General features: G+C 57.3%; 11 protein-coding genes. 4 read left to right on the forward strand and 7 right to left on the reverse strand.

Going from position 1 to position 13,741, the window contains the following annotated elements:
• Positions 1-10: 10 nt before the first annotated feature.
• The 7 genes from ACL2XP_RS08155 to ACL2XP_RS08185 form a co-directional block, all read right to left on the reverse strand.
• Positions 11-1,582 carry an ABC transporter substrate-binding protein gene (locus tag ACL2XP_RS08155; protein WP_413738196.1) on the reverse strand — a complete coding sequence of 524 codons (1,572 nt, stop codon included), beginning with the start codon at positions 1,580-1,582 and terminating at the stop codon, positions 11-13.
• 631 nt (positions 1,583-2,213) lie between these two features.
• Positions 2,214-3,221, reverse strand: coding sequence for a LacI family DNA-binding transcriptional regulator (locus ACL2XP_RS08160; protein WP_413738197.1), 1,008 nt, complete (start codon positions 3,219-3,221; stop codon positions 2,214-2,216).
• A 33-nt stretch (positions 3,222-3,254) separates the two neighbouring features.
• Positions 3,255-4,118, reverse strand: coding sequence for a PTS system mannose/fructose/sorbose family transporter subunit IID (locus ACL2XP_RS08165; RefSeq protein ID WP_413738198.1), 864 nt, complete (start codon positions 4,116-4,118; stop codon positions 3,255-3,257).
• Entirely contained in the window at positions 4,118-4,915 is a 798-nt protein-coding gene (locus ACL2XP_RS08170; RefSeq protein ID WP_413738199.1) for a PTS mannose/fructose/sorbose/N-acetylgalactosamine transporter subunit IIC, read from the reverse strand. The genes ACL2XP_RS08165 and ACL2XP_RS08170 overlap by 1 nt, the downstream gene beginning before the upstream one ends.
• Before the next feature lie 4 nt (positions 4,916-4,919).
• Positions 4,920-5,417: a PTS system mannose/fructose/N-acetylgalactosamine-transporter subunit IIB gene (locus ACL2XP_RS08175; RefSeq protein WP_413738200.1), complete on the reverse strand. Its 498-nt coding sequence runs from the start codon at positions 5,415-5,417 to the stop codon at positions 4,920-4,922.
• Positions 5,418-5,419: 2 nt separating this feature from the next.
• Positions 5,420-5,836: a PTS sugar transporter subunit IIA gene (locus ACL2XP_RS08180; protein ID WP_413738201.1), complete on the reverse strand. Its 417-nt coding sequence runs from the start codon at positions 5,834-5,836 to the stop codon at positions 5,420-5,422.
• On the reverse strand, positions 5,833-6,870 hold the full coding sequence (locus ACL2XP_RS08185) for a mannitol dehydrogenase (protein ID WP_413738202.1): 1,038 nt from the start codon (positions 6,868-6,870) through the stop codon (positions 5,833-5,835). Before ACL2XP_RS08185 ends, ACL2XP_RS08180 begins: the two co-directional genes overlap by 4 nt.
• Before the next feature lie 256 nt (positions 6,871-7,126).
• Here ACL2XP_RS08185 and ACL2XP_RS08190 point away from each other — a divergent pair, with 256 nt between their 5' ends.
• The 4 genes from ACL2XP_RS08190 to ACL2XP_RS08205 all read left to right on the forward strand — a co-directional run bounded on the left by ACL2XP_RS08190 (position 7,127) and on the right by ACL2XP_RS08205 (position 13,712).
• Entirely contained in the window at positions 7,127-8,893 is a 1,767-nt protein-coding gene (locus ACL2XP_RS08190) for a class I mannose-6-phosphate isomerase (protein ID WP_413738203.1), read from the forward strand.
• Positions 8,890-10,059, forward strand: a complete 1,170-nt coding sequence (locus ACL2XP_RS08195; RefSeq protein WP_413738205.1) for an AGE family epimerase/isomerase — start codon at positions 8,890-8,892, stop codon at positions 10,057-10,059. The genes ACL2XP_RS08190 and ACL2XP_RS08195 overlap by 4 nt, the downstream gene beginning before the upstream one ends.
• Positions 10,060-10,077: 18 nt before the next feature.
• Entirely contained in the window at positions 10,078-11,742 is a 1,665-nt protein-coding gene (locus ACL2XP_RS08200) for an alcohol dehydrogenase catalytic domain-containing protein (protein WP_413738207.1), read from the forward strand.
• A gap of 62 nt (positions 11,743-11,804) precedes the next feature.
• Complete coding sequence (locus tag ACL2XP_RS08205; RefSeq protein ID WP_413738209.1) at positions 11,805-13,712, forward strand: fructose-specific PTS transporter subunit EIIC; 1,908 nt, start codon at positions 11,805-11,807, stop codon at positions 13,710-13,712.
• Positions 13,713-13,741 lie beyond the last annotated feature (29 nt).

Here is a 13,741-nt window from a genome sequence, read left to right on the forward strand (position 1 = left end):
TTCACTTATGCTACTTCGCGGCCGGCGCCAGGGTCACATCATAAAGAATCTGGCTGGTGGAGCCGGCGCCCGGTCCGCCCCATTCCAGATTGCGTACGGTGCCGTCGTTCGACCACAGCTCCTGGGTGAAAAACACCGGCACCGCGTAAGCCCGTTGCAGGATGATTTTCTGCACCTCATCCGTCAGCTTTTTGCGCTCGGCCGGGTCGGTGGTGGCGCGCTGGGCGTCCAGCGGGCCGTCCAATTGATTGGGCGTCGATAATCTGAACCGATTGAGCGCCTTGGTGGAATAGAGCTGGCGCAAAACGTCGGGGTCGCCCAATGACCACTCCCAGCGATGCAGATCGTAGTCGCCCGCCAGCAGCGCCTCGTCATACGCGCCGCCGGTCAGGGGCCGCAGCCGGAGATCGAACCCCGCATCGCGCACCTGTTGCTGGACCACTTCAAGGAACGCCTGGTTAACCGGAGCGGCATAGAAGGACACGGTGATCCGCAACGGCTTGCCGTCCTTGACGCGGACCCCGTCGGCGCTTTTTTTCCAGCCCGCCTGGTCGAGCAAGGCGTTCGCGCCGTTGAGATCGAAGGCCAGCAGGGCGCTCTGATCGAGATAACCCGGGGTCTTACGCGTGAGCACGCCGGTGGCCGGGATTTTGTAACCGGAGAACGCCAGATCGACCACTTCTTGCCGGTTAATGGCTTTACTGAACGCCTGGCGCACCCGCTCATCGGCCAGGATGCCGCGCGAGGTATTAATCAGCAGATTTACGGCGGTGCCCAGGGATTCGATCTTCTCCAGCGGAAACCCTTCCTTGGCGAGCGGTTCGGCATCGTCATAGCCGGTGGCCTGGATAATATTGACCTGGTGGCTTCTGAGCGCCCCGGTCCGTACCGTTGATTCCGGGATAATGCGGTAAATGACGCGATCGAGATAAGCGTCCCCGGTATGCTTGCGCTGGAATGAAGGCCAGGCGTAGCCCCGGCGCTTGACCAGTTCGGTTTTCTCATTGAGCTTGACGCCGTCAAGCACGAAGGGGCCGGACCCTATGACGCCCACATGGCAGCGTTCTTCGGGGGATTTGGCCAGGGTTGCCGCCGCGACGATGCCCAGCTCGCCGGTGGACGTGGCGGCCAGGAACGGCACGTTCGGCTGCTCGAATTCAATCTCCAGGGTATAGTCGTCAAGGGCCTTGATGGATTTGACGCCTTTAAAATAGGACGCGCCCGCGGCGCCGGGTATGTTGGTAATGGCATCGAAATTGGCCTTGATTATCGGCGCATTCAGCTTGCTGCCGTCGCTGAAAGTCACATCTTTGCGGATATGAAAGGTGTAGCGGGTGGCGTCGGCGTTGATTTGCCAGGATTGCGCCAGCCACGGGGAAATCTTCGCCGGGTCTTCATAACTCTGGTCGGTCAGGGAATCCACCAGGCCCCGTCCTTCTATGGCCGCATAGCCATAATTATCTTGCTGCGGATCGATACATTGCGATTGCTCGGCCAGCCCGATGGTTAATACCTTGGCTTCGCCGGCGGCATCGGCGCGTTGCGCCAGCGCCAGACTGCCGGAAATAACCAGTAACGGCAAGCATGCCGCCAAAGCCCGGCTTAAAGGAGTCCTGCGGTTTTTTGTTTTCAATGACATCGATTAACCATCCCCAGCAATATAAATAGAACTCCAATAATGGAATTACACAATGACGGAATAAAATTGAGAGCCGAATTTAGCATCAATTAAAATCGTAGTGTTATATTTATTTATGCAATAGTTTTCTTAAAAGTTAATATAAAAGGTTAAATGTTAACAAATCGCCCCGGCAGACCCGTTACGCGCCAGGTGCGCTAAGCGCAAGCCCGGTAGCACCGTTGAATTAAGGATAATGAATACGGCAAATACATATTTATGCTATTCAATGCCGAATAATAACTATGCTTGCCATAAGATATTGGCAATAGGGAAGGTTACTAACTACTATGAAAAAACGCATAATAACGTCCTCGGAGAATTATATTTCCGCAGAACTTATCCTTAAATAAAATAAGTGATTAATCCCATCCCCGATAACGCTTCAACGGCCGCGGCCGCCAGGGGAGAGTTGCCGGCAATGGCGCCCAAAAAGCGGCGTCCGGCTATGATGGCGACCCGGTGCCGGCCCGCCAAACGCTATATTAGGCATAATAAATGCGCGGAATGGATTAGGACGGATAAGTGAAGGGCGTCACGCCCCGGCCGTGGGTCGGATGCGGGTGGAATTGCGCCAGTGGATGCAGGCATGCAATAACATGACCTGCGACGATTTCGCCGTATTGCCCAGGCGCTCCACCAGGCGGGTAACGATATGATCGGTCAGTTCGCCGATATTCACTTCGGCCGTGGTTAACGACGGCAGCCATCCTTCGGCGTCGCTGAGCCCGTCAAAGCCGGTTACCGCGATATCCTGGCCCGGTTTTTTGCCCAGATACTGGATGGCGTTCATCGCCCCGAAGGCCACCACGTCCTGATAGCAAACCAGCGCGCTCAGATCGGCATCCGTGGTTAATAACCCCAAGGCCGCGGCCGAACCCGCGCTCATGCTGGAGGCGCAGTCGATAATCCGCCCGTCCAGGTACGCCAGCCCGGCATCCTCGTGGGCATCCTTCCAGCCCTGGATTCGCTGGCGGCGCAGCCGCGATCGCAGATTACCGCCGATAAAAGCCAGATGCCGGTGACCGTCGGCGATAAGTTTACTGGTGATATCATAGGCGGCCTGGTAATTATCGATGCCGATAAAATCAACGTCCATCGAGGCCACCGGGCGCAAAAAGGTAATGGTGGGGCTCATGGCGTTCCAGGCCTCGATATGCTCGGCCGTGGTATCCCAGGTGGGGCAAAGGAGGATCGCCAGGACATTATGGCGCTGCATTAATTGCAAATAACTTTGCTGGCTTTCCAGGTTTTCATTGGAGCAGGCCAAAATGGTGGCGTAGCCATGTTCGGCCAGCCGGCGGTTGATTTTAGCAATCAGCTCGGTGTAGTAGGGATTATTAAGGTCATGGATCACCAGGCCGATAATATTGGAACGATTACTGCGTAAGGTCGCAGCGGTTTCGTTGTAGGTGTAATTAAGGGTTTTAATGGCTGCCAGCACGCGTTGACGGGTTTTCGCCGAGACCTTGCCCGGCCGGTTCCCCAGCACATTGGAGACGGTCGCCGAAGAGACCTGGGCCAGAGCGGCAACATCAGACACAGTCGCGCGTTTTATCATTATGGTATTGCTCCCTTAAAAAATGCCGATGAACGCACCGATCCCCGATATCAACAACGTCACTATCATAGTCTTAACCACCGATAACTTAAATCGCGTTAACAATATCCAGACGCCCAGTACGGCGAGCAGCGGCAGTAAATTGGGGAAAATGCCGTCCAGAATCTTTTGCGCGTCGATCTTCACCCCGCCGGAGGAGAAGGTTAAGGGGGTGGACAGGTTAATATAGGTTGAGGCGATGCCGCCGATCACCGTCACGCCGATAATCGACATGCATTCCCGCAGCTTATTGGCATTTTCGCTGACAAAATAATCTACCGCCCTGACCCCCAGCTTATAGCCGGAATGGAATACGCGATAACTCAGCGAAATAATCAGTATATTAAATACCAAAATATAAAAAATCGGCCCCAGCACCGAGCCGCCCTGGGATAACGAAATGGCGATACTTAACAAAATCGGGATCAGGGTGCCCTGGATAGATGAATCGCCAATGCCGGCAATCGGCCCCATCAGGGAATTTTTAATGGTCTGGATGGAGTTTGAATCGATGGGCTCGCCGTTGGCCCGCTGTTCTTCCATGCCGATGACGATGCCGGTAACGATAGCCCCAAGCTGGGGTTCGGTATTAAAATAAGCGGTATGGGGCTGTAGCACCGCCATTTGCGCGCCGATCTCGCCGGGATAAAACCGTTCGATGGCCGGCATCAGCGCTTTGACGAAGCCATGGCCTTCCATACGGTCATAAGAGGCGACGGTAATATTATGCATCGCCCAATTAAGCCAGCATTTATTCAGGGTCGCTTTATCCAGTTTGACCGGCAGGGCGGCGGAATTCTGCCGGTAATCCGCCGGCGTGGAATAATTATCGCTACTCATTAGAATTCATCCTCCTGATTATTATCGTTACGCGCCGCGGCGGCAGGCTTATATTTATAGTGAATCAGCGCCAGCAATAGACTGATTATCACCAGGGCAATCATATTGACCTTGAGAAAAACCACGCAGACAAAACCAAATAAAAAATAAATCAACATCGAACGTTCAATAATGGCCTGGCGCATCAGCATGGCGATCCCCACGGCGGGCAGTACGCCGCCGAATACCGTTACCACGTGCATCAGGGTGGCGGGCATGATATTCACCAGGGCTTCGATATATTTCGGCCCATACAGGCAGGCAAAAAATACCGGCACGAAACGAACGATAAAATTGCTGATTTGCGGGAACCATACGGCATTACGCTGCCAGGCCCGTTTATTTCCCTCGGCCAGGGCCTGATCGGCGCGGGTATTCCACAGTACGTTGGATAACATGGTGAAATTAAAAATAATGGTGCCCGCCACGCCGATCGTCGCCGCGAGGGTCACCGCCACTTTGGCATCCTGGCCCGAGAGTATCGCCAGCGGCAGGGCCAGCCAGGATACAAAATTAAGATCCTGCGGCATGGCGTTGCCGGGTGAAACGAAGGCGATATACACGGTCTGGACCGCTACGCCGATAATAATCGCGCGTTCCACGTCGCCGACGATAAGTCCGGTGATAAACGCGGCCACCAGCGGGCGGGACAGGGTATACCAGCCGCCGGTCAATCCCAGCAGCCAGGGGGTGGTGAGCGCGCCCAGATAACAAAACACGCCGATCAGGGCCGCCTGGAAAATATTGATTTCGATCATGCCGTTACCTCGCCAGCTTTGCCGCGACACTGTCCCAGCTCACCGCCGGTGTGTCCGGCAGCAAACGGAACTCGATGGTGAACCCCAGGGCGTTGAGCCGTTCAAAGGCGGGAATCTCTTCCGGTATAATGCCCTGGCCTTTATTGATGGCGATGGCATCCTGGCGTTTTGACAGCGGGCCGACATTAATGCGGGGGTGGATTTTTACCAGTTGATCATTGCGCGCGGTCAGGTTGACCAGCGCCGATGCGCTGCGCACGATAAGATAGTATTTCTTTAATGATGCCATGATTTTGGGCAGTTTTTCCGCGGCTTCATCAATACTGAATACCCAGGTTTTAACCGACGGCAAAATGGAAAGTAATACTCTTTTTTGAACTTCATTATTGGCGGCGTCGTCATCCACCACCACGAGGCCGTCACAAGGGCTTGAACCGATCCAGCTGGCCGCCATTTGGCCATGGATAAGCCGATCGTCGATACGCAAAAACGAAATAGCCATGATTAAAAATCCTCCTGGGGGAACTCTATGTCCACGAAACGATGAATGGACTCCCGGCCGGTCGCCATGACCAATGCGGTTAATTCGGCCAGGGGCAGCTCATTTTGGTCCAAGGCGGTTAATACCATGGGGAAGTTGGTGCCGGATAACACATCCATATTTTCATGGGCCAGGGCCAATTCGACGCCGACGTTATAAGGCGTGCCCGCCGGCATATCGGTTAAAATCAATATCCCATCGTTTGCGCCCTGGCGCAGCGTTGCCACCAGCGACGTTAACTGCCGGCGAAAATGCGCTATGCCTCCATCGTGGGTCAATGCCAGCGTATGCAAGCGCTGGCTCGCGCCCAGCACCATCGCGACGCTGTCCGCCATGGCCGGCGCCGACTGGCCGTGGGCGGCAAAAATAACCTCTATCATAATGCTTCTCCGAGTTTGGCGAGCAGCGCGTCATCGGCAATCGCCGCCAGCGCCTGTTGGCGCGCCGCGGCCGGATCGACCTGCTGATTGGCCCAGCCGGCGATCAGGGCGTTGAGAAAGGGCAGGGCGTTATCGATATTTTCCCCGCGCCTCATCAGTTCAACCAGTGGGTAAATAAACCGCTCCCCTACCGTCATTTTGCGTAGAAAATCGCGGGCCACGGTAGCGAGCGGGCGTTGAATGGCGGGGTTGCCCAGCCGGGCGCGGTGGCGTTGCGCCACGGCGTCGAGATGGCCGGCATCAAAATCATAAACCACCCGCAGAAAATATTTAGTCACCTGCATATAACCGGCGATGAGGCCGTTGATCTCCGGGTTTTCCGCGGCCTGGTACAGGTAAGCCAACCCCCGCGCCTGCCCGAGGAAAGCGACGCCGTCGGCATAGGTATTGACCAAAATCCGTTTTTCCTGAAAACGGGCCGCAATGTCGCGGGTGGTTTCGAAGGTAGGCGGAATGGCGGCGCCCGGCAGATCGTCAACCACCACCGACCCGTACGACTCGGTTTCAATGGTCAGGGATGCGGGCCATTGCGCGGAACAGATGCGATCCACCATGCAATCCGGCAGCAGCCAGCCCTGGGGGTCAACGCCCGCGCGGCTGAGCAACGAGGCAAAAAAAGCGCCGCTTTGTTCGATGTTTTCACAGCAGATCACCGTCTTTGGCCTGACGTGTTTCAGCGCCGCGGCCACATGATGCAGGTTTTCTTTACGTACCGAGGTGGTGATCAGCTCCGCCTGGGCCAGCCGGTCCGCCAGCGCGCCATCTTCGGGGTGCAGCGCGTCGGCCAGGGGGATATGCCGGGTTTCGTGGCGATCGGCGATCGCCAGGCCATACCCCGCGCGCGCCTTGAGCAAGGAGATCAGTTGGCGATCCGCATCTACCGCAATCACGTCATAACCGCCGTCCAGCAGATATGGGATGGCCAGACCCCGCCCCAGCGCTCCCGCGCCAAAATGTACCGCTGTTTTTTTCATTCGTCTCCGTGCCGCCTCTCCGTTTCGATCGCGTAAATAAAGGTTATTCGATTTACCCATATTTGGTCAGTTATTTCGCATGAAAATATGACTGTAATCACAAATTAACGATTAAATTCGTCGTTCATATTATTATATTTAAGTAAATTCAAGTAGTTAATTAAACTGGCTAGAAATCCATACTTGAAACTAGCCAAGGTAGGTAATAGTCTTTATGGTGAATTTTTAGTTAATCGTTTAACCTACGGGGGAATTCATGCCTTACCTCACTCATGAAGCGAATTATGAGAAAGATCCATCGATCGAGGTGGCGAGCCATGCGGGCAAAGTCTATTCAGGCTGGCGCGAGATCTGCGGGGCGCTGGCCGCGGCGGCGGCCGGCGGAGCGGGTATCACCCTCGCCCTGGATTGTTATCCCGGCGTGGATCTCGCCGGGCTAAAACGGCAATTGGCCGAAGAACATGAGTTATTGCGGGCGGCCCAGTGGCTATCTATGGACGAATGCTATCAGCGTGACGACGCGCTGGAAAACCGGCTGGCGGATACGCTTACCGCCGATCGGGTGTTTGGCGTAATGAGCTGCCAGACCCTGGATGATTACCTGCTGCCCGATGCCGTGGAGCGGCTGCGGCGACAACAGCGCGGATATGACGGTTTAACCTGCATTATCGGCACCGGAGCGGCGCTGGCGGGGCGGGCCGATATTTTGGTCTATATCGATTATCCCCGCTGGCAGCGGCAGCTGGATTGGCGGGCGGGGGGCAGCAATTGGCTGGTCCATAATCCGCAGGAAGATTTTCTTAAAAAATATAAACGCGGGTTTTTCTGGGAATGGCGGGTGGCCGACCGGCATAAGCGCACGCTGTTCGCACAGTTCGATTTTTATCTCGATTCATTGGCGCAACCGGCGGTGATGATCGATCAAGCGGCTTTCCAGGCCGGACTGGACGCCTGCCTGGCCAGGCCGTTCAGGCTAAAACCCTTTTTCGACCCGGGGGTATGGGGCGGCAAGTGGATGGAGGAGGTCTGCGCGCTGCCGCCGACGGAAAAAAATTATGCCTGGTGTTTTGACGGCGTGCCCGAAGAGAACAGCCTGACCCTCAGCTATAACGGCGCCCGCATCACCCTGCCGGCCATCAACCTGGTGCTGGCCAGGCCGGTTGAATTGCTGGGGGAGCATAACTACGCCCGTTTCGGCGCCGAGTTTCCTATCCGTTTTGACTTTCTCGACACCATGGAGGGGGGCAATCTCAGTTTGCAGGTGCATCCGTTAACCGATTATATCCAGCAGCATTTCGGGATGCATTATACCCAGGATGAGAGCTACTACCTGCTGGATGCCGGCGCCGATGCCAGCGTATATCTTGGCCTGAAAACCGGCGTGCGGGCGGCGGAGATGGTGGCGGCCATCGAGCAGGCGCAGCGGACCGGGCAGTTGGATGCGCTGCAATACGTCAACAATTTCCCGGTAAAAAAACACGATCATATTTTGATCCCCGCCGGCACCATTCACTGTTCGGGCAGCAATGCCATGATCCTGGAAATTTCCGCCACCCCGTATATTTTCACCTTCAAATTATGGGACTGGGGGCGCCTGGGGCTGGATAACCAGCCGCGTCCCGTGCATTTGGCCCATGGCCGGCAGGTGATTCAAGCCGATCGCGACACTCAATGGTGCCGGGAACAGCTGATCAACCGGATAGACGTCAAGGAAGATAACGCGGATTTCACCTGCGAACGCACCGGGCTGCATGAACTGGAGTTTATCGATACCCACCGTTACTGGATCAAAACCGCCGTTACGTTGGAAACGCGCGGGGAGTTCCAGATGCTCAATCTGATTGAAGGCCAGGAGGCTATCGTCGACTGCCCGGACAATTGCTTTGCCCCTTATACCCTGCATTACGCCGAGACGCTGATTATCCCCGGGTCGGTGCGGCGCTATCGCGTGTCCGGGATAGCGGGCCAAGGCGCGACGGGCATTATCGTGGCCAATGTCCGGCAACAGGAGGCTACGCGATGATGGCCGGAGCGCGGCGTTTCAGCCGGTGGATGCGCCGCGACGCGCTGCCGGTTTTTTTACGCGCGGGCATCTATGACCAGCCCCCTTACCCGCGCGCGTTTAGGGAGGAAATCCCTGCCGTCGCGGCGCTGATGCGCAGCCGGGTGCAACTGCGGCAACTATATGTGTTCGCCCATGCGACCGCCGCCGGCTGGATTGACGCCGGCGAACAGGTGCTGGCCTGCGAGCGCACCGCGTTGCCGGCATTCCGGCTGGCCGACGGCCCGTTTTTATTTGCCCTGGGCGACGCCGGCGCGGCCCGGGAAATCAATACCTACGAGCAGGCTTTCGCCTTGCTGGCTTATAGCGCCCTTTACCAGATGTCCGGCGACGCGGCGTTTCGACTCAAAGCGCAGCGGCTCCATGACTGGATGAAACGTCATCTGGCCCTGGCTGAGGGGGGATACGCCCTCAATACCCAACGTCCGCCGCTGCTCAGCCAAAATCCCAATATGCATTTGTTCGAAGCGTGCCTTAATTGGTGGCGCGCCACCGGCGACAGCCGGTGGGAACAGGAATCCCATCATCTTTATCAGCTGTTTATGCGCCGCTTTTTCAATCATCGCCGCCAGTGCCTGGTGGAGTTTTTCGCCGCCGGCTGGCAACCCGCGCTGGAGGTGTCGCCGCAGGTTGACCCGGGGCACCATCACGAATGGACCTGGTTGCTGTATGAATACCAGCGGCAATCCGGTATCGATACGGCGGAAGTCCGGGCGGCGCTGCAACGTTTTGCCCGGTCCCATGGCGAAAATCCGGCGAGCGGCGCCGTGATGAATGAGCTGCGATGGGACGGCGCGCCCTTGCGGGCCGCGAGCCGGCTTTGGTGCCAGACTGAACGTATCAAGGCGGATGTGGTGAATTGCCGCGACGGCGCGACGCCGGGGCCGGACCGGGATATCGATACCCACGTCGAGGCCATGTTCGCCGCATTTATCCATGGCGAACCCCGCGGCTTGTACTGCGATGAAATTACCTCAGCCGGGGAACGGATATCGCGGCCCACGCCGTCGTCGACGCTTTATCATTTGTATGTCGCCTGCTGCGAATTGGACCGGCTGGCCGCCGAGCAACCGGGCGTGGCGCCGGATCTGGGCAGGGTTGCCAGCGGGCAATCCGGCCCGCCCTAATCAATTGAGGAACGGGTGATGACGCAACCCCTGAACAATCTGCGCTGGACTTTTTACGGCCGGGGCATCGACTCTTTCGGCCGGCACGACCAGCCCACCGCGCAGAAGCTGCCCGATCCGGGCCCCCGTGAAGTGCTGGCGCGAGTGGACGCCTTCTCGATTTGCGCCTCCGACGTCAAGATGATCGCGCTGGGCAATGATTATCCGCTGTTCAAGGATCGTGATTTCAGCCGGGACCCGGTGGTGCTCGGCCATGAACTTGCGCTGACGGTGGTGCGGCCCGGGCGGGACATGGCCCGGCAATGGCCCGCGGGGACCCGTTTCGGCGTACAGCCGGATGTCTATTTGCACGGCGAACGTTTTTGTATCGGCGTTAACGTGCCCGGCGGCATGGCGCAATATATCCTGCTCGGGGCGGAGGTGTTTACCTCGGATCACGGCAGTTGCGCCTTCCCGGTGGGGGACGACCTGAGTTACGCCGCGGTGGCGCAAACCGAGCCTTTGGCCTGCGTGGAAGCCGCGTTTGTGCAGCATTCCCGGCAGGCCATGCTGCCGGACGGACGGCTGCTTATCTATATCGATCCGGGCATCACCGCATCTTTTAGCCTGGATGCGCCTCTGGTCGCCCGCGATATTACCGCGGTGGATGCCGGTAAATTACTCCATACCCTGCGCTTGCCCGCCGGGACGGCGATTGCCCGCACCTGCGCCGAATTACCGCCCGATGGTTACGATGATATTATCATTATCGGCAACCCGGACGGCGCTACGGTAACGGCGCTGACGGAACGCCTGGCCGTGCGCGGGCTGCTTTGCTGGTTGCAGGAGCACCCGCGGCGCGACCGCGTGCGGGCCGATATCGCTAAAATTCATTATAACAAGGTCAATATCACCGGCTCCTGCGACCATTCCCTATCGCGCGCATTAAGGCCCGATAAATACCGTTATGATTATAAACCGGACGGTACGCTCCTGATTTCCGGCGGCGGCGGTACCATGGGCCGGATTCATCTGCTGCGGGCGTTAAAACATCGCCGCGGTCCCCGGCGCATAATCGTTACCAATAATTCACGCGCCCGGCTGGATATTATGCAAGCCGACTTCCGGGCAATGGCGCAGGCCGCCGGCCGGGAAATTATTTATATTTCATTAAACGAAACCCCCGATTATAAATCCCGGCTTTATTCCCTGCTCGGCCCTGACGGCGCCTCGGATATGATTATTTGCGCGCCCGGCGTCGGGCCGTTAAACGCGGTGGTGGAATTTCTGGCCGATGACGGCATGCTGGTGCTGTTTTCCGGCACCGCTTACGGCCAGTTCGGCGATCTGCCCCTGGGCCAGGTGGCCTGCGGCCAGGTATCCATTACCGCCAGCAGCGGCTCCTCGGTTGAGGATCAATTGCGGGTATTGCGCAATATCGAACGCGGGGAGCTGGCGCCCGACTTCAATGTGGCGGCGATTGCCGGACTGCTGGCCGTCAAACAGGGCATTATCCGGGTGAAAGAAGGCAAGGTCGCCGGCAAGGTGGTGGTGTATCCCCAGTTGATCGAGCTGCCGTTTATTCCCCTGGCCGAACTGGCGGACTGGGACCCCATCCTGGCGAAATATGTTAATGAACAAGGCTGGTCGCGCCAGAGTGAAATGCTGTTGGAGCAGCGTTATTACGCAAAAATAACAAAATAAATAGCCGGCCTGATAAATAACCGTCAGCCATATACCCTACACCAAATATGAGGGCGTAAATCATGGATATTACAGAACTCCTGGCACCCGAAAATATTATACTTGACGAGACGCCTGCGGATAAACCGGCCTTATTCAAGACGCTGGCCGCCAGGATGAAAATAAATAATTATATCCTGGCGCAAGATGAAGCCGCGTTTATTGACGCGCTTAATGCCCGGGAGGCGTTATCCACCACCGGTATCGGCGACGGTATCGCCATTCCCCATGCCAAAAGCCCTTTAGTGAAGTCGCCGACGCTGCTGTTTCTCAACTCGGCGCGGCCGGTGGCGTATGATGCCATGGACGACCAGCCGGTCCATTTGATTTTTATGATTGCGGTGCCGGAAACCGCGTCCGATGAACATCTCGATATCCTGACCCAGCTTTGCCGCTGGCTGATGGATGATGATTTCAGGGACCGGTTATCCCGGGCCGCCGACGGTCGCCAGGTGATAGCGTTAATGCGGGCCAAGCAACAGGAAAGCCAACGGGGCGAGGGGGATAAAACGGCGCCCGCCGCGTCCCCCGAGCGGCGGGAGTTCATCGTCGCGGTGACCGCGTGCCCCACCGGCATCGCCCATACCTATATGGCGGCGGAGAACCTGGAAAAGACCGGCAAAGCCCTCGGTTATGACATCAAAGTGGAAACCAACGGTTCGGTGGGCGTGGAGAATGCGTTAACCCCGGCGGATATCGCCCGGGCGGCCGCGGTGGTGATCGCGGCCGACACCAAGGTGGCCATGGACCGGTTCGCCGGCAAGCGGCTGTTTTACACCAGCGTATCCAAAGGCATCAAGGAGCCGGCACTGCTGATTCAAACCGCGCTCGCCTCCCCGCGCTATCAACCGGCGGAATACGCCGCCGCCGAGCCGGCAGGGGCTGCTGCCGGCGCCGCCCATAAAGGACCGGGTATTTATGCATGTTTGATGAACGGCGTGTCCAATATGCTGCCTTTTGTGGTCTCGGGGGGGATTTTAATCGCCATCTCGTTTTTCTGGGGCATTAATTCCGCCAATGCGCAGGACCCCACTTTTAACCAGATCGCGCATATGTTTAAACAAATCGGCGATGCCGCCTTTATGCTGTTTATCCCGGTTCTGGCCGGCTATATCGCCTATGCCATCAGCGATCGGCCGGGACTGGCGCCGGGCATGGTGGGGGGATTATTGGCCAATACCGGCGGCAGCGGCTTTCTGGGCGCCATCCTGGCGGGATTTATTGCCGGCTATACCATCAAATTATTGCGCAGCGCCACCAAACCCTTGCCCAAATCCCTGGACGGGATTAAACCGGTGCTGTTATTTCCCCTGGTCAGCGTGCTGGTGGTGGGGTTTATTACCGTCGCCCTGGTTAATCCGGTAATGGGCGAAATCAATATCTGGATTACCGGTTTCCTTAATGGCATCGGCTCGGTGAATAAAGTTTTCCTGGGATTTATTATTGGCGCCATGCTGGCCGCCGATCTGGGCGGGCCGATAAATAAAGCCGCTTATCTGTTCAGCGTCGGCGTGCTCGCCGGCGGCAATTACTATGTGATGGCCGCGGCGGTGGCCAGCGGCATGGTTCCGTCCCTGGCCGTCGCCGTCGCCGCCAGCCTGTCGAAAAAGAAATTCACCCAAAGCCAGCAGGAAGCGGCCAAAGCCAATTATATCCTGGGCCTGTCGTTTATCGCCGAAGGGGCTATCCCGTTCGCCGCCAGCAATCCGCTGGTGATTTTGCCTTCCTTGATGATTGGCTCCGGCGTGGCGGGCGCCCTGGCCATGATTTTCAGCGTAACGTTTCCGGCCCCCCACGGCGGGATCTTCGTGTTGCCGGTGGTCGGCCATCCGGTGCTGTTTATTCTGTCGACCTTGATCGGCGTGGCTATTTCCGCCGCCTTGATTTTGCTGTTCAAGAAAAATCTGTCGGCGGCGGAACTGGCTAAATAACGCGATGCCGGCCGTTGCACCTACAGGGT

Source organism: Sodalis sp. RH21, from assembly GCF_047324175.1.
Classification (GTDB): domain Bacteria; phylum Pseudomonadota; class Gammaproteobacteria; order Enterobacterales; family Enterobacteriaceae; genus Acerihabitans.